Annotated in this window: 20 protein-coding genes; 6 read left to right on the plus strand and 14 right to left on the minus strand. The window is 63.7% G+C overall.

All coding sequences use genetic code 11. The features are described from left to right. Positions 1-108: 108 nt before the first annotated feature. The 4 genes from radC to V1273_RS03065 form a co-directional block, all read right to left on the minus strand. Positions 109-822, minus strand: a complete 714-nt coding sequence (radC, locus tag V1273_RS03050) for a RadC family protein (RefSeq protein ID WP_334408676.1) — start codon at positions 820-822, stop codon at positions 109-111. A 114-nt stretch (positions 823-936) separates the two neighbouring features. Further along, entirely contained in the window at positions 937-1896 is a 960-nt protein-coding gene (locus tag V1273_RS03055) for an MBL fold metallo-hydrolase (RefSeq protein WP_334366200.1), read from the minus strand. A gap of 264 nt (positions 1897-2160) precedes the next feature. Then, complete coding sequence (gene map, locus V1273_RS03060; protein WP_334366201.1) at positions 2161-2985, minus strand: type I methionyl aminopeptidase; 825 nt, start codon at positions 2983-2985, stop codon at positions 2161-2163. Between the two features lie 116 nt (positions 2986-3101). After that, positions 3102-4412, minus strand: a complete 1311-nt coding sequence (locus V1273_RS03065) for a mechanosensitive ion channel family protein (protein WP_334408677.1) — start codon at positions 4410-4412, stop codon at positions 3102-3104. 223 nt (positions 4413-4635) lie between these two features. On the opposite strand from V1273_RS03065, the gene V1273_RS03070 reads away from it, so the two are divergent. Then, positions 4636-6429, plus strand: coding sequence for a potassium/proton antiporter (locus V1273_RS03070; protein ID WP_334408678.1), 1794 nt, complete (start codon positions 4636-4638; stop codon positions 6427-6429). A gap of 80 nt (positions 6430-6509) precedes the next feature. Here V1273_RS03070 and V1273_RS03075 read toward each other — a convergent pair whose 3' ends face one another. After that, entirely contained in the window at positions 6510-6737 is a 228-nt protein-coding gene (locus tag V1273_RS03075) for a dodecin (RefSeq protein ID WP_028350994.1), read from the minus strand. Between the two features lie 193 nt (positions 6738-6930). Further along, the gene (locus V1273_RS03080) at positions 6931-7215 is read right to left on the minus strand and encodes a hypothetical protein (protein WP_334371002.1); all 285 of its coding nucleotides are present in this window, start codon (positions 7213-7215) and stop codon (positions 6931-6933) included. A gap of 277 nt (positions 7216-7492) precedes the next feature. Between V1273_RS03080 and V1273_RS03085 the strand changes: the two genes are divergently transcribed. The 3 genes from V1273_RS03085 to ilvD all read left to right on the plus strand — a co-directional run bounded on the left by V1273_RS03085 (position 7493) and on the right by ilvD (position 11679). Then, the gene (locus V1273_RS03085) at positions 7493-8422 is read left to right on the plus strand and encodes a glycine reductase (RefSeq protein ID WP_334408679.1); all 930 of its coding nucleotides are present in this window, start codon (positions 7493-7495) and stop codon (positions 8420-8422) included. An 83-nt stretch (positions 8423-8505) separates the two neighbouring features. After that, on the plus strand, positions 8506-9699 hold the full coding sequence (locus V1273_RS03090) for a CaiB/BaiF CoA transferase family protein (protein WP_334408680.1): 1194 nt from the start codon (positions 8506-8508) through the stop codon (positions 9697-9699). 135 nt (positions 9700-9834) lie between these two features. Continuing rightward, complete coding sequence (gene ilvD / locus V1273_RS03095) at positions 9835-11679, plus strand: dihydroxy-acid dehydratase (protein WP_334408681.1); 1845 nt, start codon at positions 9835-9837, stop codon at positions 11677-11679. A 3-nt stretch (positions 11680-11682) separates the two neighbouring features. On the opposite strand, the gene modC is transcribed toward ilvD, so the two are convergent. The 6 genes from modC to V1273_RS03125 form a co-directional block, all read right to left on the minus strand. After that, positions 11683-12342 (minus strand): molybdenum ABC transporter ATP-binding protein, encoded by a 660-nt coding sequence (gene modC / locus V1273_RS03100; protein WP_334408682.1) that lies wholly within the window; start codon positions 12340-12342, stop codon positions 11683-11685. Between the two features lie 3 nt (positions 12343-12345). Further along, on the minus strand, positions 12346-13041 hold the full coding sequence (modB, locus tag V1273_RS03105) for a molybdate ABC transporter permease subunit (RefSeq protein WP_334408683.1): 696 nt from the start codon (positions 13039-13041) through the stop codon (positions 12346-12348). Further along, a complete protein-coding gene (gene modA, locus V1273_RS03110; RefSeq protein WP_334408684.1) occupies positions 13041-13823 on the minus strand; it encodes a molybdate ABC transporter substrate-binding protein in 783 nt (260 codons plus the stop codon). Before modA ends, modB begins: the two co-directional genes overlap by 1 nt. Positions 13824-14024: 201 nt before the next feature. Continuing rightward, positions 14025-14549 carry a Spy/CpxP family protein refolding chaperone gene (locus tag V1273_RS03115; protein WP_334408685.1) on the minus strand — a complete coding sequence of 175 codons (525 nt, stop codon included), beginning with the start codon at positions 14547-14549 and terminating at the stop codon, positions 14025-14027. Beyond that, positions 14546-15526 (minus strand): penicillin-insensitive murein endopeptidase, encoded by a 981-nt coding sequence (gene mepA / locus V1273_RS03120; RefSeq protein ID WP_334412159.1) that lies wholly within the window; start codon positions 15524-15526, stop codon positions 14546-14548. Before mepA ends, V1273_RS03115 begins: the two co-directional genes overlap by 4 nt. Positions 15527-15676: 150 nt before the next feature. Next, positions 15677-16609, minus strand: coding sequence for a Bug family tripartite tricarboxylate transporter substrate binding protein (locus V1273_RS03125; RefSeq protein ID WP_334408686.1), 933 nt, complete (start codon positions 16607-16609; stop codon positions 15677-15679). A 175-nt stretch (positions 16610-16784) separates the two neighbouring features. On the opposite strand from V1273_RS03125, the gene V1273_RS03130 reads away from it, so the two are divergent. After that, positions 16785-17969: an FAD-dependent monooxygenase gene (locus tag V1273_RS03130; RefSeq protein WP_334408687.1), complete on the plus strand. Its 1185-nt coding sequence runs from the start codon at positions 16785-16787 to the stop codon at positions 17967-17969. A 311-nt stretch (positions 17970-18280) separates the two neighbouring features. Then, complete coding sequence (locus tag V1273_RS03135) at positions 18281-20092, plus strand: putative bifunctional diguanylate cyclase/phosphodiesterase (RefSeq protein WP_334408688.1); 1812 nt, start codon at positions 18281-18283, stop codon at positions 20090-20092. A 140-nt stretch (positions 20093-20232) separates the two neighbouring features. On the opposite strand, the gene V1273_RS03140 is transcribed toward V1273_RS03135, so the two are convergent. Beyond that, a complete protein-coding gene (locus V1273_RS03140) occupies positions 20233-20631 on the minus strand; it encodes a DUF1801 domain-containing protein (protein WP_334408689.1) in 399 nt (132 codons plus the stop codon). Positions 20632-20789: 158 nt separating this feature from the next. Further along, positions 20790-21962, minus strand: a complete 1173-nt coding sequence (locus V1273_RS03145; RefSeq protein WP_334366215.1) for an acyl-CoA dehydrogenase family protein — start codon at positions 21960-21962, stop codon at positions 20790-20792. Between the last annotated feature and the right edge of the window lie 23 nt (positions 21963-21985).

Here is a 21985-nt window from a genome sequence, read left to right on the forward strand (position 1 = left end):
CACCTGATTTCGATATCATCGGTCGTGATTTCGCCGTGCGAGGTCCTGCCGCGGCACGATGCTGGTCGCCTCGTTGGCTATAAACGATTATTGAGCGGCAGCAATACGCTAGATCAGCCGCATCCCCTTCAGGCTCGCGTGCCCATTCTTGCCGACGATGATGTGGTCGTGCACGGAAATGCCGAGCGGCTTTGCGATCTCGACGATCGCTTTGGTCATGTGGATATCGGCCTGCGAGGGCGTCGGATCGCCGGAGGGGTGGTTGTGCACGAGGATCAGCGCGGTCGCCGATAGTTCGAGCGCCCGCTTGATCACCTCGCGCGGATAGACCGGAGTGTGGTCGACGGTGCCGGTCTGCTGCACCTCGTCGGCGATCAGTTGATTGCGCTTGTCAAGGAACAGCAGGCGAAACTGCTCCTTGTCGGCAAACGCCATGCCGCTCCGGCAATACTCGATCACATCGTTCCAGGACGAGAGCGCGATCTTGCGCTTGATCTCGCCCTTCGCGACCCGGCTTGCGGCGGCGGCGAGCAGCTTGATCTGGTTCACCGAGGCCTCGCCGATGCCGTCGACCTCGCGCAGGCGTGCCACCGGCGCGTGAATGACCTCGGCAAACGAGCCGAATTTTTTCAGCAGCGCCTTCGCCAGCGGCTTGGTGTCGCGCCGGGGCAGGGCCGGAAACAGCGCCATCTCCAGCAGCTCGTAGTCGCTCAGCGCCTCCGGCCCGGCCGCATAGAAGCGCTCGCGCAGGCGTTCGCGATGGCCATGATAGTGCGGCGTCTCTGTGGATTGATCCGGGGGATAGCTGGTCTTGGCAGGCATCGGCGGTAACCATGCCGTGCCTGCGGGCTTTTGCAACTCTAAAGTGCGACAGCATCTGAAGAAAAAGGCGCCGCGCACATAGCGCGGCGCCTTCGTTTCGCTTCTTACCTGCGATCAGGCCTTCACGGCCGCGAATGCGTAGCCGTTGCCGTCCTTTGTCAGCGTGCCGACATTCGGGAAGCCGAAGTGATAGCCGGCGATCATGCCCTTTTCGGCGATGACGCGGTCGAAGAACGCGCGCCGCGTGGCTTCCGCCTTCGGCCCGTCGGCGTCGAACGACGAGAACCAGCCGGGATTGCGCACGAACAACTGGTGCATGCCGGTGACGTCGCTCTGGATGAACAACTGCTGCCCGCCCGAAGCGACCAGGAACGACATGTGGCCGACGGTGTGGCCGGGCGTGGCAATCGCCTTGACGCCGGGCGCGAGGTCGGCACCGTCATTGTACTGCTTGATGTTCTTCCAGGTCGGGAAAGTTGCCTGGATTCGCTTGACGAGGGGCCGCATATTCTCGGGCATCTTCTCGACCAGCGCCGGATCGGTCCAGAACTTGTACTCCACCTCGGGCATCAGGATTTCCGCATTCGGGAAAACCTGCGCGTTGGTTTCTTTCACCCACAGCCCGGAAATGTGATCGGGATGGAAATGCGAGATCACGACCGTTGAAACCGTCGCCGGATCAAGGCCAGCCGCCTTCATGTTGTCGGCGAGCTTGCCCACTGTCGCAGGGCCATTGCCGCCAAAGCCGGTGTCGAACAGCACGACCTTGCCGCCAGTCCGGATCGCGGTGACAGTGAAGGGATTGTCGAACTTGTCCGGGTTGATGCCGGCAGCCGTCAGCGCCTTCTTGATGTCGTCAAGCGAGGCGTTCTTGATCATTCCCTCAGTGGCGGCGCGCTCGACACTGCCCTCATGCAGGCTGAAGGCCTCGATGTCGCCGACCTTGAATTTGAGGCTGTCGGCGGCGCGCTGCGCATGCGCCGCGCCGATGAACGAAACCGGCCCCTTGAGGCCGAAAACCAGCGCCGCCCCCGTGCTCCCGAGGATCAGATCGCGACGTGAAATCTCGAACATTGCTCTTGCTCCCTTTGGTTGATCCCTGGCCCGCCAGAGGCTCTCGCTGCCGGAAGGTGCCCCGTGCCGTGTCCTACACCGGCGCGCCCGGCCTATTCCGCAAAGGTTAGGATTAGTTGACTGGCGGCAGGAAGGCGCTGTCGTGTTGAGAACGACTTGCAACACGCCGCTGTGGCAGCCTCGTTCAAGCAGTCGCGTCGTGCGTCGCAACCAAAAAGTTGAGTCGACTGCGTTCGATGTAGCCGGGTTGGGCCGAAGCGGAATTTAAGCCGCCGCCAGCGGCTTCTCGCCGTTGCGCTCTGACAGCGTAAAGATTTCGACGCCAGTCGCGGTCACGCCGACCGAATGTTCGAATTGCGCCGAGAGCGAGCGGTCACGCGTCACCGCGGTCCAGCCGTCGGACAGGATTTTTACATGCGGCTTGCCGAGATTGATCATCGGCTCGATGGTGAAGAACATGCCGGGCTTGAGCATCACGCCTTCGCCGGGCCGGCCGATATGGATGATGTTGGGCTCGTCGTGGAACATGCGCCCGAGGCCATGGCCACAGAAATCTCGCACCACGCTCATGCCCTGCGGCTCGACAAAACTCTGGATGGCATGGCCGATGTCGCCGGTGGTGGCGCCGGGCTTCACCGCGGCAATGCCACGCATCATCGCCTCATAGGTGACTTCGATCAGCCGCTCGGCCTTGCGGGCGATCGGAGCAATCACATACATCCGGCTGGAATCGCCGTACCAGCCGTCGACGATGAAGGTGACGTCGATATTGACGATGTCGCCTTCCTTCAGTGCGCGGTCGCCCGGCATGCCGTGGCAGACCACGTGATTGATCGAGGTACAGGTCGAGTAGCGGTAACCGCGATACATCAGCGTCGCCGGATAGGCGCCATGGCTGAAGGCGAAGTCGCGGACGAATTCGTCGATCCGCGACGTCGGAACGCCCGCCTGGACGACGTCGGTGAGCTCGTCGAGGCATTTGGCCACCAGCGCGCCTGCCTTGCGCATGCCGGCGAAGCCGCTGGCGCCATGCAGCTTGATCTGGCCGGTTTTTCGCAAGGAGGTGTCGGTGGCTTCGATATAGCTCATGGGCGGGTCATACTTCTGGAACGGAAAAAGGACTGATTTTGAATGCCTAATTTAATGATCCAACCGGTCAGCGCAAGCCGAGGTTGGGCCACGGCACGGCTTTAAAAGGCTTGCATCTAGCCGGAAACTTCCACCACGGGCTCGACCGGCAGCGCGCCGCCGCGGACCCGGATTTCGCGGACCGGATAGGGAACACGGATCCCCTCCCGCTTGAACGCGTCCCACAGCTCCAGCATCACGTCGCTCTTGACGTTGTCGAGGCCATCAGGATCGGGCAGCCAGAAGGTCAGGGAGAACTTCATGCCGGCCTCGGCGAATTCGGTCAGGATACAGTTCGGTGGCTTGTTCTTGATGGCGCGCGGCACTGCGCCGGCAATGTCGATGGCCAGCTTGCACACCGCTCGCGGATCGGCGTCGTAATTGGTGCTGAACAGCACCTTCACCAGCGTGTTCTTGTCGGTATAGGTCCAGTTCACGACCTTCTGCGTCACCAGATCCTCGTTCGGGATCAGGAACTCGCGGCCGTCGCCGGCGGCAACCGAGATGTAGCGCGTCTTCATCGTGCTGATGCGCCCGGTGTTGTCGCCGATGGTGACGAGATCGCCCGGCTTCACCGACTTGTCGACCAGGAGGATGATGCCGCTGATGAAGTTGGCGACGATCTTCTGCAGGCCGAGACCGATACCGACGCCGGCCGCGCCGGTGAACACCGCGAGCGCCGCGAGGTTGATGCCGACCGCGCTCAGGGCAACCGCAATGGCAAATACCATCAGCGTGAACCGGACGATCTTGACGAGGAGAACCTGGATCGATGGCGTCAGATCGCCGGACCGGGTGATGCGCCCTTCCACGAAGTTGCTGGCGATATTGGTCAGCCATAGCGTCACGATCAGGAGCGCGCCGAGCTTGATCAGGAGCAGCGGCGTCAACCTGAGATCGCCGAGCACGATCGAGACCGAGTCGAGCGCCTCGACCACCGGCTCGAGCTGGCCCAGAATACTCAGGGCCACGACCAGCCAGGCCGAGATCGACACCAGCCGGACCACGAAGGTATTGCGGATCACCGAGGTGATGAGGTTGATGACCAGCCACGCGAAGGCGAGCTTGGCGGCAACCGCGAGCAGATAGCTGCGGCTCGGCCAGGTCGACGCGATCATGACCCAGCGCGTCAGCATCATCAGAAGCGCGAACACCGCCGTTGACGTGCTGCCGACCAGCACGCGGACGAACAGCCGGAACGGCGCCGGCCAGCCCATTGCAACCGACGATACGTCGATCCTGGAACGCACGGCGGTGGCGCCGGCCCAGGCGATGCCTGCGGCCGTCAGGATCAGTCCCAGTTGCAGATAGAACCAGGGCGAGGTGACCTCCGCGCCGACCGAACGTGCGGCGTTGTGTACGATCTCGATGATCTCTTTCAGGTCCATCGGAAAATTCTCGCTCGAGGCTCTGGCCCCATCAGACAAAGGTGATTCGCGAATAGCAGGCAGATTCTCACAGGCGACGTGCGGATGCCATCGATACGCACTACGGGGGAAGGTCAGGCCCCGTAAATCGGGCACATTGCCGCGATCGCAGAAATGGGTTGGCGATCAAGTGTGGCAACGATAAGGATGCAATTGCAAGTATTTGCGATGATATCGGAGGTTCATGACTTCTCTCGACTCGGTCAGCATCGCCATCTTTCTGGGCGCCATTCTGGTGATGGCGGGCATCCTGTCGAGCCTGCTGGCGTTGCGCTTCGGGGCGCCGCTCCTGCTCGTGTTCCTCCTGATCGGCATGCTGGCGGGCGATGCCGGGCCGGGTCAGCTCAGCTTCGATGACGTCCGCACCACCTACCTGGTCGGCTCGGTGGCGCTGGCGCTGATCCTGTTCGACGGCGGCCTGCGAACCAAATTTCAGAGCATCCGCACGGTGCTGGCGCCCTCGATGGTGCTGGCGACGATCGGCGTATTGCTCACCGCGCTGATAACAGCGCCCGTCGCCAAATATGCGCTCGACCTGAACTGGACCGAGTCGCTGCTGGTCGGCGCGGTGGTGGCGTCGACCGATGCTGCCGCGGTGTTTCTGCTCGTCCACACCCAGGGCCTGCGCCTGCGTCCGCGTGTCGGGGCGACGCTGGAAGCGGAATCCGGCACCAACGATCCGTTTGCGATCTTCCTCACCTTGATGCTGGTCGAATTCATTTCCATCGGTCAAAGCTCACCCGGGCATGTCGCATTCGAACTCGCGCGCGAAGGTCTGCTCGGTGCCATCTTCGGCGTGGTCGGCGGTCGCCTGGTGGTGCTGGCGCTCAATCGCATGGCGCTGCCGCAGGGCTTGCATGCGCCCTTCGTCACGACCGCTGCATTGGTGGTTTTCGGTGTGGCGCAGATTGCACACGCGTCGGGCTTTCTCGCGGTCTATCTGGCGGGAATCATCGTCGGCAACCGGCCGACGCGCGCCCATAATTCGGTGGTGACGTTTCTCGATGCCGCGACCTGGCTGGCGCAGATCGTGATGTTCGTCCTGCTTGGGCTGCTGGCGTCGCCGCAGCGCCTGCTGGATAGCGTCGGTCCGGCCGTGATCGTGGCGCTGGTGCTGATGCTGGTGGCGCGGCCGATCGCGGTGTTGCTGTGCCTGGTACCGTTCCGATTCAACTGGCGGGAAAAGATCTTCATCGCCTGGACCGGCCTGCGTGGCGCGGTCGCGATCTTCCTCGCCTCGATCCCGATGCTGGTCGGATTGCCAAAAGCCTATCTCTATTTCGACGTCGCCTTTGTCGTGGTCATCATCTCGCTCTTGCTGCAGGGCTGGACACTGGCGCCGGCGGCGCGGTGGCTGCACGTGGCGCTGCCGCGCGTCGAACGCGGTCCGCGGCGCGTCGAGCTCGATCTGCCCGGCCAGCTTGAGCAGCAACTGGTCGGCTATCCGGTACGGGCGAAGAGCCTGTATTTCCGGCGCGGCCTTACGCCATCCTGGTCGAAGCCGACGCTCGTCATCCGCGACGAGCGGATTCTCTCGCCCGCCGAGGCCGATCCGATCGAAGCCGGCGACTACGTCTATCTGCTGGCGCCGCCGGAAAAGGCCGAGGCGCTGGATCGTTTCTTTGTCGATATGCCGCCGAGCACGGCGCCTGACCCGCATCTGCTCGGGGATTTCATGGTGTCGGGCGAGCACACGCTGGGTGAACTGGCGGAGGTCTATGGCGTCACTATCAGCGAGGATCAGGCCAAGCTGACGCTGTCGGATTATTTCGATATCCATCTCGACCACGCGCCGAAAGCAGGCGCGGAGCTGGCATTGGATCCCATCGTCCTTGTCGCGCGCAATATCAGTGGCGGCCGCGTCAACGTGGTTGGCCTGCGGCTGCCTGAAGAGGAGGAGAAGGTCGTTCCCCTGACAAGCTGGCAGGCCTTCAAGCGCAAGCTTGCGGAGGTCTGGTCGTCGGTGGCAGGGGTATGACCGCCACCGCCTTCCTTTGGCTGTGGTCCGTCACAGAGCGCGCCGTTTGGATTCGACGCGGGGCGCGCGTTGTGCAGCAGTTACTCCTCCAGCGTAAACCCGACCCGCAAGGTGACCTGGTAATGGCGAACCGATCCATTTTCGATATGGCCTCTGGTCTGCACGACCTCGAACCATTTCAATTCGCGAATGGTCTTTGATGCGCGGGTGATGGCGTTCTGAATGGCATCCTCGATGCTCTTTTCGGACGATCCGGCGAGATCCAGGATCTTGTAAACGTGATCTGTCGTTCCAGCGGTACTGGGCATTGCAAACCTCCGTTGCGGCGATTGGTGCCTGCTTCCTCCTGTTCAACGCTCTGATGCGGTCAGGAGCGTGTCTATTCTGAACGAGTTCTCAAGCTCTTCAGTTCCGTCGAAAGCCGGTGGCTAATGGGGCGATTGAGCGAACGAAAAGGCCCCAGCCGTCGGCTGAGGCCTTCCCATCATGTACTATGCGCTCTCAATAGATGTAGGGAGCGCAGACGTACACGGTGCGCGGACCATACTTGGTGAAGATGGTCTTGTAGCAGCTTCCGCCGACATAGAACGACGTTCCAAAGTGGCGATGGCCCCAGTGACCATGCCCATGATGTCCATGATGACCGTGGCCGTGATGACCATGGCCATGATGACCGTGGCCGTGGCCATGATGGCCACCATGCTTTCCGCCGGCGGACGCCGGTGCGACCGCAGCCGCGGTCATGGCAATGGCGGCGACGGCAGCGAGGGTAATCTTACGAAACATTTCTGTTCTCCGCTCCAGGCATGATTGCCTGATATGCCTGTGAGACGTGCCCGGGGCGGAGAAAGTTCGAGGGATTTTTATGAACGCGCGTTCACGTGTGACCTACAGCACGCAGCAAGCGTTCAATGCCATCCAGCCTGCATTCGTGCGCTCAGGAAGCGATTCCGCGCAGGTCTGATGCAATATCCGCAGTTGAGGAATGAACGGAGTATCATTAGCCTTGCGGGGCAAGGCCGCCGCTTCACGGCCGCACGGTGGAAACGCAGGAGACACAACAATGTCCGGCCCCTCTGACGACCAGCTCGGCTTTGCGCCCGATTATGATGCTGCCGTTCCCTATATGCAGCGGACCCGCGACTACTACGCGGCGATTGGCTACACCACGCCCTACCGCTGGGCGCATTATGTCGACGCGCCGTTCCAGCCGCTGAAAAAGCCGCTGGCGCGATCGCGCGTCACCATCGTCACCACGGCTGCCCAATATGATCCCACCAAGGGCGATCAGGGACCGGGCGCGGCGTACAACGGCAGCGCCAAGTTCTACCAGGTCTATGACGGCGACACCTCGAAAGAGCACGATTTGCGCATCTCGCATATCGGCTACGACCGCAAGCACACCACGGCCACCGACAGCGGCACCTGGTTTCCGCTGCCGCAGCTTCTGAAGGCCAAGGCCTCGGGGCGGATCGGCGAGGTCGCGCCGCGCTTCTTCGGGGCACCGACCAATCGCAGTCACCGCGTCACCATCGACGTCGACGCGCCCGACATCCTCGCCCGCTGCCTCGCCGACAAGGTCGATGCCGCCGTGATCGTGCCGAACTGCCCGGTCTGCCACCAGACATCGGCGCTGGTAGCGCGTCACCTCGAAGCCAACGGCATCGCCACCGTGGTGATGGGTTGCGCCAAGGATATTGTCGAATACGCGGCCGCGCCGCGTTTCCTGTTTTCGGACTTCCCGCTCGGCAATTCCGCCGGCAAGCCGCATGATTTGGCGTCGCAGGCGCTGACGCTCGAACTGGCGCTGCGGCTACTCGAGTCCGCGCCCGGCGCGCGCACCACGATGCAGTCGCCGTTGCGCTGGAGCGAGAATGCTTCCTGGAAGCTCGACTACAACAACATCTCGCAGATGAGCCCGGAAGAACTGGCGCGGCGCCGGGCCGAGTTCGACAAGCAGAAGGAAATCGCGCGCGGCAACCGCGCGGCGTGACCCCGTCACCCTCCCCTCCAGGGGAGGGTGGACTTCACGGCCATCCTCTCTCACAAGGGGAGAGGAAGCAGGAGGATGCCCCTTTGACCCGACCGTTCGAAGGCGTGAAGATTCTCGACTTCACGCAGGTGCTGGCGGGCCCCTACGCGAGCTACCAGCTCGCGCTGCTCGGGGCCGACGTCATCAAGGTGGAGCGGCGCGAGGGCGAGGACATGCGCCGCACGCCGCTGAGCCGCGAATGGGCCGAGCGCGGCCTCGCGCCGGGCTGGCAGGCGATCAACGGCAACAAGCGCAGCCTGACGCTCGACCTCTCGAGGCCGGAAGCGATTGCCATCGTCAAGCAGCTCGCCGCGCAGGCCGACGTGGTGATGGAGAATTTTCGTCCCGGCGTGATGGACAAGCTCGGCATCGGCTATGCCGCGCTGTCTGAGATCAACCCGCGGCTGATCTATTGCGCCATCTCCGGCTTCGGCCAGACCGGGCCGGAACGGCTGGGCGCCGGCTATGACGGCAAGATCCAGGCGCTATCGGGCATCATGTCGATCACCGGCCATCCTGAGACCGGGCCGACGCGGGCCGGCTTTGCGGTTTGCGACGTGCTGTCGGGCGCGACCGCAGCCTTTGGCGTGTCGAGTGCGCTGTTCCAGCGCACCCATACCGGCAAGGGACAGATGGTCGACGTCTCCATGCTCGAGGCGACGCTGGCGTTTCTGTCCGGGCAGGTCGCGGACTATTCGGTCGCCGGCCACCGCCAGCAGCTTTCCGGCAATCAGGCCGTGAGCCGAAGGCCCACCGCCAACCTGTTCAAGGCGGGCGACGGCTATCTTCTGCTCGCCGTCAACAGCGAGAAGCAATACCGCGCCTTGATGACCGCGCTCGGCCGCGCCGATGCGCTTGAGGATTCCCGCTTTGTTGATTGGTTTGCCCGTCAGGAAAACGAGCCGGCGCTACGGGCCATCATCGAGGAGGCGCTGTCCAAGAAGGACCCGCGCGAGTGGGAAAAGCTCCTGGAAGCCGCAGGCGCGCCCTGTGCCAGCATCTGGAAGATCGAGGAGGTGATCGACCACCCGCAGGTCGCCGCGCGCGGCGCCATTCAGGAGATCGATACGCCCTATGGCCGCCTGCGCTTCGCCGGCAGCGGTTTTCAGCTCGCCCATGGCGGCGGAAGGCTGGACCACATGGCGCCCGCGCTCGGTGCCCACACCGACGAGGTGCTGGCCTCGCTCGGCTATGACACGAAGGCGATCGCGGAACTGCGCGCGCGCGAGGTCGTCTAGCGGTAGCCGGGGCAGGGGCGTCTGCTCCTGTCCCGTTTTGAGCGTGCCTGCGCATGGCGACCCTGCAGCAAGCCGCTTTAAGCGGCCGGGCTTACCGTCTAAAAGACGCCTTTCCCGATCCAAGAAGGATAGATCATGCCCGCCTATCGTTCCCGAACCACGACCCACGGCCGCAACATGGCGGGCGCCCGCGGCCTCTGGCGCGCCACCGGCATGAAGAACGAGGACTTTGGCAAGCCGATCATTGCGGTCGTCAACTCCTTCACCCAGTTCGTGCCCGGCCACGTGCATCTGAAGGACCTCGGCCAGCTCGTCGCGCGCGAGATCGAGAAGGCGGGCGGCGTCGCCAAGGAGTTCAACACCATCGCGGTCGATGACGGCATCGCGATGGGCCATGACGGCATGCTCTACAGCCTGCCGTCGCGCGAAATCATCGCCGACAGCGTCGAATACATGGTCAATGCGCATTGCGCCGACGCCATGGTCTGCATTTCCAACTGCGACAAGATCACGCCCGGCATGCTGATGGCAGCGCTGCGGATCAACATCCCGACCGTGTTCGTCTCGGGCGGCCCGATGGAATCCGGCAAGGTCAACCTCAAGGGCAAGCTCCGCGCCGTCGACCTGATCGATGCCATGGTCGCAGCCGCCGACAGCAATGTCAGCGATGCGGACGTGGAGGTGATCGAGCGCTCGGCGTGTCCGACCTGCGGCTCCTGCTCGGGCATGTTCACCGCCAATTCCATGAACTGTCTGACCGAGGCGCTTGGCTTGGCGCTGCCGGGTAACGGCTCGGTGCTGGCGACGCATGCCGACCGCAAGGGATTGTTCGTGGAGGCCGGGCACCTGATCGTCGACCTGGCGCGGCGCTATTACGAGCAGGATGACGAAACCGCATTGCCGCGGACGATTGCCAACTTCAAGGCGTTCGAGAACGCCATGACGCTCGACATCGCCATGGGCGGCTCGACCAACACCGTGCTGCATCTGCTGGCGGCGGCTTACGAAGGCAAGGTGCCGTTCACGATGCAGGATATCGACCGGCTGTCGCGGCGGGTGCCGGTGCTGTGCAAGGTCGCGCCGTCGGTGGCGGACGTGCATCTGGAAGACGTGCACCGCGCCGGCGGCATCATGGCCATCCTCGGCGAACTCGACCGCGCCGGGCTGCTTAACCGTAGTCTGCCGATGGTTCACAGCAAGACGCTGGAAGACGCGCTGAGCCGCTGGGATATCAAGCAGACCAAGAGCGAAAGCGTCCGAAAATTCTTCACGGCGGCGCCGGGCAATGTGCCGACGCAGGTCGCCTTCAGCCAGGAGCGCCGGTTCGAGGAACTCGATACCGACCGCGCCACCGGCTGCATCCGTGACGCCGCGCACGCCTTCTCCAAGGATGGTGGCCTCGCGGTGCTCTCGGGCAATCTCGCGCTCGACGGCTGTATCGTGAAGACGGCGGGCGTCGACGAGAGCATTTTGAAGTTCGAAGGACCGGCGCGGATTTTTGAAAGCCAGGATGCCGCGGTCGAAGGCATTTTGGGCGGCAAGATCAAGGCCGGCGACGTCGTCGTGGTCCGCTATGAGGGGCCCCGCGGCGGTCCCGGCATGCAGGAGATGCTGTATCCGACCAGCTATCTGAAATCGAAGGGCCTCGGAAAGGTCTGCGCGCTGATCACCGATGGCCGGTTCTCCGGCGGTTCGTCGGGCCTGTCGATCGGACACATTTCGCCGGAAGCGGCTGAAGGCGGTCTGATCGGCCTCGTGGAAGACGGCGACCTGATCAAGATCGACATCCCCGCGCGCTCGATCAGCCTCGTGGTGGATGACGCGACGCTGGCAAAGCGCCGCGAAGCCATGCTGGCCCGCGGGGCGGACGCCTGGAAGCCCGCCAAGAAGCGCAGCCGCAACGTGTCGATGGCGCTGAAGGCCTATGCCGCGCTGACGACGAGCGCAGCCCGCGGCGCGGTGCGGATCGTTCCGGAGTGAGCGCTACGTCAGCACCTTGACGCCGCCGAGCGCGGTGACGCGGCCGCGCTTGAGCATCACGATCTGGGTTGCGAGCTGGCGTAGCTCGGCCGCGTCGTGGCTGACATAGACCATGGGGATGCCTTCGTCGCGCAGCCGCACCAAATAGGGCAGGATTTCCTCCTTGCGGCCTTCGTCGAGCGATCCCAGCGGCTCGTCCAGCAGCAACAGCCGCGGCTTCGATAACAGCGCGCGGCCGAGCGCGACGCGCTGGCGCTCGCCGCCGGAGAGTTTTCCGGGACGGCGATCGAGCAGATGGCCGATATCGAGCAGGTCGGTGATGCGCGTGAATTGCGCGGGATCCGCCGCGAGACGGTTCATGCGCCGGCCGTAGTCGAGGTTTTGCCGCACGTCGAGATGCGGAAGCAGCCGGGCGTCCTGAAACACGTAGCCGATCCGTCGCCGGTGCGGCGGCACGTGGACGCCTGCGGATGTATCATCGAGCGTCTCATCGTCGAGTGCGATGATGCCGCGATCGGGCCGCAAGAGCCCTGCGATCATGTTGATCAGCGAGGTCTTGCCGGCGCCGGATGCGCCGAACAGGCCGGTGACGCGCCCCTGGCTTTCGAACGAGGCTTCAAGCGAGAACTCGCCGAGTTGCTTGGTGACGTCAACGCGCAGCATGGGTCAATTCCCGTGCACGCGCTGCGTGGCGCGCCGCGCGAACCATTCGGAGGCGATCAGGGCGCCCATCGCGATCACGGTGGAAACGACAACCAGCCGGCCCGCCGCGGCATCGCCGTCCGGCGTCTGGATCAGCGAGTAGATCGCCGATGAAATGGTCTGGGTTTCGCCGGGAATGTTGGAGACAAAGGTGATGGTGGCGCCAAACTCGCCGATTGCCTTGGCGAAGCCGAGCACCATGCCTGCGAGTACGCCCGGCAACGCCAGCGGCAGGGTTACCGTCGCAAACACCTGCCACGGCGCCGCGCCGAGCGTGCCTGCCGCCTGCTCGAGGCGACGGTCGACTGCCTCGATCGAGAGCCGGATCGGCCGCACCAGCAGCGGAAACGACATGATGCCGCAGGCAAGCGCGGCGCCGGTCCAGCGAAACGCGAACACGATGCCAACGTTGTCGGCGAGCCACGCCCCGACCAAGCCACGGCGGCCGAAGGTCAGCAGCAACAAATAGCCGGTGACGACCGGTGGCAGCACCAGCGGCAAATGGACCAGGGCGTCGAGGACCGATTTGCCCCAGAACTCGCGCCGCGCCAGCAGCCACGCCAACGCGATGCCGAACGGCGTCGCCACCAGCGTTGCGATGATGGCCACCCGCAGCGACAGCAGGATGGCGGTCCATTCGGCCGGCGAAATGTCGAACATCAGGTTGACGGGCTGACGAGGAATTTGAAGCCGTATTTTTCAAAAATGGCCTTCGCCGCGATCGAGCGCAGGAAGACGAGATAGTCTGAGGCTTCCGGCTTCGCGGTCGTCGTCGCCGCGACGGGATAGATGATCGCCGGATGGGAATCGGCCGGAAAGGTGCCGACGATTTTGACGCCGGGCTCGACCTTGGCGTCGGTGGAATAGACGATGCCGAGTGCAGCCTCGCCGCGCGCCACCAGCGTCAGCGCGGCGCGAACGTCAACGGCCATCGCAAATTTCGGCTCGGCGGCCTGCCATGCGTCGAGCTTCTCCAGTGCTGCCTTGGCGTATTTGCCGGCGGGTACGGATTTCACGTCGCCGGTGGCGATCCGGCCGTCGCCGGCGAGTTTTGCAAGATCGAAGCCGGGGCCGATGTTCACATGGTCGATTTTCGAATCCTTCGGTGCGATCAGCACGATGCTGTTGCCGAGCAAATTGACCCGGCTCGGTTCGTTGATGGTCTTCTTCCCGATTGCGTAGTCCATCCAGTCGGTATCGGCGGAGATGAATATATCGGCCGGTGCGCCCTGTTCGATCTGTCGGGCGAGCGCGGAACTGGCGGCGTAGCTGACGGTGATCTTGGCGCCCCTCTTCGCGGCGTAGGCGGCGTCGATCTCGTCAAGCGCATTCTTCATCGAGGCTGCGGCGAAGATGGTCAGCGATTTGTCCTGCGCGGCGGCGGGCGAGGGGATGGCTAACGATAAGGCGAAGGCCAGGACAAGGCCGGCAAGACGATTCATCGGGCGCTCCATGCATGATCGCGAGCTGCGGTTGCCGCGCGCAAGACAGGCGTTGGTTGGGTAAGGCGACCCATCGGAAGCGCCGTTCCGGTATTCCCTGAAAGACTTGCGGTCGACCGGGATATCGCCAGCCCTGACAATAGTCAGGATGGGAAAGGAGGTAAAGGCGGCTGCACCGGCTTGCAAGGTGCAGCCGGGCCGTCAATGGTGATGGTGTCGCTTGTGCCCGCCACCGCCGTAACCCCGCAGCTCCGCATACCTGGTCATCTGCGACGGGGTCAAAACGCTGCCGGTCGACAAATGATATTTCAGATGGGTCTCGCGCAGCATCCCTTGCGTGGCGGCAACGGCCGCGGTGGACGCCTTCAGGCTTTCGGGCGTGACGGCGCGGGTGGCAAACTGCTTGTCCAGTTCGGCTTCCTGCTCGATCAGCTTGGCGCCTAGCGGCATCGCTTCGGCCTTCATGGAATCGAACAGGCGTTGCATGCTGGCGCGTTGCTCGGCCGAGAGCTCGAGCTTGTCGGCAAGCTCGAGAACGTGCAACGGCCCCGGATAGCCGTTCAGTTCGGCCGCGAGCGCCAGGCCCATTCCGCGGCCGGCGCCAAGATCGGAAATCTGCTGCTCCGATAGCGCCTTGATCGAGCGCGTCTGCATTCCTGCATAAGGGGTCTGTGCGTGCGCGCTCGTGACGAATGCGATCGATGCAATCAGGGGCCAAATCTTCATCGTCGTTCTCCGGTGGGTCTGCTTGACACTTCGTGTTTGGTATCCGGCGCGTTCAGCACCGACTTGCAGGCGGGCGGCAGCGCCGCCATCGTCATCGGCGGCTTCGGCTTCGGCGGCACTTTCGGCGGTTTCGGGTGCAGCACCGCGTCGCTGAACCAGTAGGCGAGGTCGGCGGGCTGGCAGCCTTCGCCCTCGTTCGGCTCGGGCTGGCTTTCGCATTCGCCGGCGCCGGGCGGGCATTTCATGCGGATGTGGAAGTGATAGTCGTGGCCGTACATCGGCCGCACCTTGTGAAGCCAGTATCGGTCGCCCTTGGCTTCGCGGCACAACGCCTTCTTGATCGCGGCATTGACGAAGATGCGTTGCACGCTGGGCTCCAGCGCCGCGGCGCGGATCACGGCAAGATGCGTCGGTGTCCAGGCCTGCGGATCGATATCGAGCCGGTCGCTGCGCACCATCATCACCGCGGACATTTCCTCGCGCTCATTGCGCGATAGTTGCCGGTTCGGCATCGGCGTCAGCCAGATGTCGGCATCCAACCCCACCTGATGGCTGGCATGCCCGGTCAACATCGGCCCGCCGCGCGGCTGCGACATGTCGCCGACCAATATGCCGGGCCAGCCGGCATCCCGGCGCGCTCTTGCGGCCAGTCGCTTGACCAGCGCGACCAGGTCAGGATGGCCCCAATAGCGATTGCGCGACAGCCGCATCACCTGCCAGCTATCGCCGTTGATCGGCAGCCCTTCCGCGCCCGCGATGCAGCCATGGGCATAGAACCCGTGCACGCGCGTCGGCATTGCCGTCGGCAGCACCTTGCGGCCGAACAGTTCCTTGGCAGCGATGTTGGGATCGTTGGGATTGGCCAGCGGCGGCAGCGGTTTTGGATGGACCGTGCCCTTGTCCTGCGCCGATGCGCTTGCGGCATAGGCGGCGGCTAGCAAGGTTATGAGGGGGATCAGAAACAGGCGAGGATTCATCGGACCAGAGAGTTGAGGGATCACTCAATTCGCGCAAACGTAGCATGAAATCGGCAACAGGGGAGAGGCGCGGCTAGCACAATTGCGTGGCCCCCTCGCCAGCGCGGCGATCCGCGCAACACCCGTATCGGGGTCAACTCACGCGTGCCCTCACTGCAACTCGATGTTGGCGGACTTGATCACCGCGGCCCACCGGTCGATTTCCTCGCGCATGTAAGCGGATGACTTGTCGACCGGGCCGCCGAAAATGCCGGCGGACAGTTTCTTGAGCTGATCCTGCACCTGAGGTTGGCGCAAGGCCTCATTCACATCGGCATTGATCTTCTCGACGATGTTTTTCGGAGTTTTGGGCGGCGCTACGATTCCGTACCAGGCGACCGCTTCGAAACCCGGCAACGTTTCGGCGATCGTCGGCACGTCCGGCAGCGCCGGGAGCCGTTCGGGCGAGGCCACGGCGAGCAACTTCAACTTGCCCGCCTGGACAAGCGCCAGCGAGACGCCGAGATTGTCGAACATGACGTCGACATCGCCAGCGACAAGCCCCTGCAACGCGGGCGCCGAGCCGCGATAGGGAATGTGTCGCAGCTTCACCTTCGCCATCGATTGAAACAGCTCCGACGTCAGATGCGAGGTCGTGCCGTTGCCCTGCGTGGCGCAGATCGCCTTGTCGGAATTGGCTTTCAGATATTCGATAAGCTCGGGCACGCTCGATGCTTTGACGTTGTTCGGATTGACGATCAGCGCGTTTGGTACCTGGGCCATCACCACAATCGGCTCGAATTTCGTCGGATCGAAGCCGAGCCTGGGGTACAGATTGTGATTGATCACGAGCGGCGGTGGCGGTGACGAGAGCAGGGTGTAGCCGTCAGGCGCCGAATGAAAGACCTGCTCGGCCCCAATGTTTCCCGCGGCGCCCGTGCGGTTCTCGATGACCACCGGCTGGCTCCATTTGCGTGACAGCCAGTCCGCGATGATCCGTGGAATGGCATCGGCCGTTCCTCCAGCCGGAAAAGGCACGACGATCTTCACGGGGCGGTCCGGATAGTCCGCAGCCAACGCACGCGCATACAAATGCGTGGACATGACCAGAACCAGCGGCAGGAGCGCCAGTCTACGGCGGGCAAGCAGAGCTGGCATGGAGCCGTGCATTGAAACTCCTCCCACTGTTCGTCCGGTCTATCGCGCCGGCGCTTGGTGTTTACAGCAAGAGAGGATAGCTTGAACGAGCAAGCTTCCGAAGCATTTTTCGCGTGGGATGATGACGCAGCCGCAGCTCACTGTTGTGATCATTGGAGGTGGCATTGGCGGATTGTTCGCCGCGAACGCGCTGATCGCTCACGGCTTCGATGTTTCCGTCTATGAGCAGGCGCCCGCGCTTGGCGAGGTCGGGGCGGGGGTGTTTCTGACACCCAACAGCGTGCGGCAGTTGCAGCGGGTGGGGCTCGGACAGCAGGTGGAAAGATGGGGGGCCAGGGTCGGTACCGCTTCTCACTATTTTCGCCACGACGGCGCGCCGATCGCCCCGGTTCAGGTGACGGACTCCGCGGGCTGGAATGCGACGTTCGGCATGCATCGCGCGGACCTGGTCGAAATTCTGGCCAAGGCATTGCCGCCCGCCGTAGTTCGCACGGGCCATCGCGCTACAGGCTTCGAGCAGGCCGATCAGGTTGCGCGCGTGACATTCGCCAATGGCGCCGCCGCCGAAGGCGACGTCGTCATCGCTGCCGATGGCATCCACTCGGAGCTCCGGCGCTATGCGGCGCCGCCGTCCCGGCCGGTGTTTCACGGCTCCGTCGCCTATCGGGGCGTGCTGCCGCATCAGCGCATTCCGCGCTGGCCAACCGACTGCTGGCAGATGTGGCTGGGCCAGGGAAAACATTTTCTCAGCTTTCCGGTTCGATCGGGCGAGCTCATCAACTATGTCGGCTTCGTGCCGGCCGATGCCGAAATGAAGGAATCCTGGTCTGCGCCCGGAGATCCCGACGTGCTTCGCCGCGAGTTCGAGGGCTGGGACCCGCGCATCGGGACGTTGCTGAGCCAGGTCGACAAGACGTTCCGATGGGCGCTGTACGATCGCGAGCCGCTGCCGGCCTGGACGCGCGGGCGCCTGACGCTGCTCGGCGATGCCGCGCATCCGATGCTGCCGCATCTCGGCCAGGGCGCCAACCAGTCGATCGAGGACGGTATGGCGCTGGCAACAATTCTGGCGCAGGCGTCGCGCGCCAATGTGCCGGTCGCGCTGCTGGCTTATGAGCGGCTGAGACGCCAGCGGGTAGCGGCCGTTCAGCGCGGTGCGCGCGAGAATGGGATGCGATACGACTCATCCTACGCCGATCTCGGCGTGCGCGATGCCGAGATATCAGCCCATGCGGCGTTCCGCAGGCGGCTTTACGATCACGACGTGGTACCGGAAGCGCAGGCCGCGGCATCTTCGCTGTGCTGAACAGACGTTGCACGTGGTCGTATTAACTGCGCGATAACCCTCCCGGTCACTGACGGACATTTGTGCGCACGTTCGGCGTTTCGCGCATTCCTTGTGCATCCGCCGCGCGAGAAGCCGTGCCCGGCGGCCGCGCGTCGATTATGCCCCGTGGATCGGCGGTCCGCACCGCGCTTGTACACGCAAAGCGTGTGTGTGCAGTTTTGTCAGGCCGCGCATGAGCGCGTGAGGTAGTAGTTTCTACGACAAGAGATACCTTTTTTTCAGAGACTTATCTGAAAACTTTGCACGCACAGTGCGAGTAGAGCGTGGTAATGCGGAAGAAGAAGCCAAAAGCTGCCAGGAAGCCGAAACAGTCGATTGTCCGTTTTCCTGGCCGGCCCGCAAAGCCCGCTGCGACCCGGGATGGCGGCATCATCGGACTGCGCGTCGACATCACCGAGTTGAAACAGCGCGAGGCTTCGTTCCGGCTTCTGTTCGACAGCAATCCGGTTCCGATGATCGTCTGCGCGCTGGGTGACGAACGAATTCTCGCCGTCAACGACGCCGCAATCAAGCACTACGGTTACGGCCGCAGTGAATTCGAGAAGCTCACGATCCGCAACCTGCAGGCCTTCGACGTCGAGCCGCCATGGGCCGGCGAACACGCCGGCGACGAGCGCGCGGCCCACGCCTGGAAGCATGTCAGGGCCGACGGCGCGCTGATCGATCTGGCGATCTATTCGCGCCATCTTGTTTACGGCGATCGGCCTGCGGTCCTGCTCGCGCTGATGGACACTACCGAACGCAAGCGCGCCGAGGCGCGGCTGACGTTCATGGCCCAGCATGACGGCCTGACCGGGCTGCCGAACCGTAATTTGCTGCGTCAGCAGATGGACGACATCCTGCTGCGCACCCGCCGCAACGCCGAGAAGGTGGCGGTGCTCGTGCTCGGCCTCGACCATTTCAAGGCGGTCAACGATACGCTCGGCCACGGCATCGGCGACAAGCTGCTGCGCGGCGTCGCCAAGCGATTGCAATCGATGCTGCGTGAGGAAGATGCGCTGGCCCGGCTCGACTCCGACGAATTTGCGGTCATCCAGAGCGGGGTGACGCGACCCGAGGATGCAGTGTTCATGGCGAGGCGTCTATTGGACGCGATCGCCGATCCCTATCTTCTGGACGGGCATTCGGTCGTGATCGGCGCCAGCATCGGCATTGCGATGTCGCCCGGCGACGGCGATGAGTCCGAGAAACTGCTGAAGAACGCCGACCTCGCATTATCGCGGGCCAAGAACGATTCCCGCGGCACGTTCTCGTTCTTCGAGGCCGGAATGGATGCGCGCGCCCAGACCCGCCGAAAAATCGAGACCGAACTGCGCGAGGCCGTGCACACCGATGCGCTGCGGCCCTATTACCAGCCGCTGGTCGATCTTTCGAGCGGGCGCATCACCGGTTTCGAAGCGCTGGTGCGCTGGCCGCATCCCGAGCGCGGCATGATCTCCCCGGCCGAGTTTATCCCCGTTGCGGAGGAGACCGGGCTGATCAACGCCGTCGGCGGTCTGATGCTGCGCCGCGCCTGCACGGATGCGGCGCATTGGCCCGACGATGTCCGCGTCGCGGTCAATCTGTCGCCGCTGCAGTTTCGCGTCGGCAATCTCTTGTCGCTGGTCGTGGAAACACTGAAGCAGTCCGGCCTGCCGGCGAAGCGCCTGGAGCTTGAGATTACCGAGACGCTGCTGTTGGAAAAGAGCAGTGAGGTGCTCGCGACCTTGCATGCGCTGCGCGCGCTCGGCGTTCGCATCTCGATGGACGATTTCGGCACCGGCTATTCCAGCCTGAGTTACCTGCGCAGCTTTCCGTTCGACAAGATCAAGATCGATCAGTCCTTCGTGCGCGATCTCGCCGCCAATCCCGATGCCCAGGCGATCGTGCGTTCGATCATCAGCCTCGGCAAGGGCCTCGGCGTCACGATCACGGCGGAAGGCGTCGAGAGCGAGGCCGAGGTAAATTGCCTGCGCAACGAGGGATGCCATGAGGGGCAGGGATTCCTGTTCAGCCGCGCGCGGCCCAATGCGGAAATCGTCAGTCTGTTGAAGACGCAAGGCAACTGGAGCGCGCCGGCAGGTGCGGCGCTGGTGGCGTGAGGCTGGCATCGCTTTCACAGCCGTCATTGCGAGCGCAGCGAAGCAATCCATTGGGCCGCAAAGCAAGAGTGGATTGCTTCGCGGAGCCTGTCATCGGGCGCGCATTCGCGCGACCCGTTGGCTCGCAATGACGGTGGAGACTACTTCGCCCGTCCCGTCTTCTTCCTCGCATGATACGTCAGCGCCAGCGCCACGCAGTGGCGCAGCGCGGCCTCGGGGAGTTTGTCGCCGGCGTCAAGCAGAATGCTGCGGTTGCCGCCGTAGCGCAGTTCCGGATAGAGCCCGCGAAAGGTCTCGACCAGATCGGTCTGGCAGTGGAAACAGACCGCGTAGCGGCCGGCTTCCGCCTTCACCTGGTCGATCCGGATCGTGCTGCCGCTCTTGCTCTCGGTCGTGAGATAGCTCGGCTGCCCCCATTTCAGCGTCTCTTCCAGGGCGCCGACGCCCTCGGTGGTCCTTGCGGTATCGAAGATCAGCCGGCGCAGCGCCAGCAGTTTTGCCCTGACCGGATTGGGATAGGCTTCGAAGACCGCTTCCACCGCAGCATCCCGGGTGGCAACGCGTGGCCGTTTGGCGATGCGCTTTGCAGTTTGCTTCCGTGCCGCCTTCTTCATTGCAATGTCAGTGCATCCTGCCAGCTTCCATTGCAGAACCTAAAGCAGGATGCGAGCGGGCGGAAGCCGTCTCTTGCGTTGCTTCATCGCGTCGTCGGCGGTGCGTCGAGATTGCCGGCGAGGATCGCCCGGCCGGCATCCTCGTAATGGGCGTCACGGCCCTGGATCTGCTGCGCGATCGCGTGCATGTCGCGAAAGCGGCGCTCGAACTTGTTGGCATTGAACACGGCCGTTGCGCCCGTCATGTGATAGGCGGCGTCGACCACGGCGGCCGATTGATGGATCGTCCATGTCGAGGCGAGGCGCAGCGCCACGCGATGGGCTTCGGTGATAACAGCGCCTTGCGACAGGTCACGCCATACATCCGCAGCAGTGGCATAGAGATAGGCGCGGGTGGCGCGCAGTTGCGCCTCGGTGCGCCCGATCAGCCCCTGCACGGCGTTGTTGTCGCGCATCGCCTTTGACGCTTGCGGTGTCTTACCCCGGGCAAGGTCGGTCGCCGCATCGAGCGTGGCGCGGGCGACGCCGAGCGAGGTTGCCGCAAAGCCCATGCCGAAAACCATGTTGGTAGAGAGTTTGTACAGCGGCCCGTTCTCGCGCAGCGCCGCCGGATCGTCGCGCAGCGCTGCGAACTTTTCCGGGATGAACAGATTGTCGACCGAATAGGAATCGGTGCCGGTGCCGCGCAGGCCGATCACGTCCCAGACGTCGTGCATCGTGGCGCTGGTTACCGGAAACAGAATGGTACGAATCTCCGGCGAACCGTCCGGCTTGCGCCGCGGGGTGCCGTCGGCTTCGACGACCCGGACATGGGCGCCGAGCCAGCTTGCCTGCCGCGAGCCGGAAGCAAAATCCCAGCGCGCGCTGGCCTTGTAGCCGCCGGGGACCGCCTGCACCTCGTGGTTGATCGCGCCCCAGGCCAGAATCCCGGGTGCAACGTTGAAGATCTCGTTGGCAGCATCGGGATCGAGATAGGCCGCGGTCATGGCGCAGACGCTGCACTGGCCGAGGCACCATGCGGTCGAGGCATCCGCCTTGGCGACCTCCTCCTGCATCTGCATGAACGTTTCCAGCGGCACTTCGGCGCCGCCAAAACTCTTCGGCAGCAGCGCGCGGTAAAGCCCGTTCTCGATCAGCGCCTGTGTCACCGCTGAAGTCAGGCGGCGGGTCCGCTCGATCTCGTCGGCCTCGCGCGCGATCAGTGGCTCTAGCGCCCGCGCGCGTTCCACGAGGTGGATGCTAGGCTGCCTGTTCATGCGTTTCCTCGCATTCTCTTCTT

This window comes from Bradyrhizobium sp. AZCC 1721 (assembly GCF_036924715.1).
GTDB lineage: Bacteria > Pseudomonadota > Alphaproteobacteria > Rhizobiales > Xanthobacteraceae > Bradyrhizobium.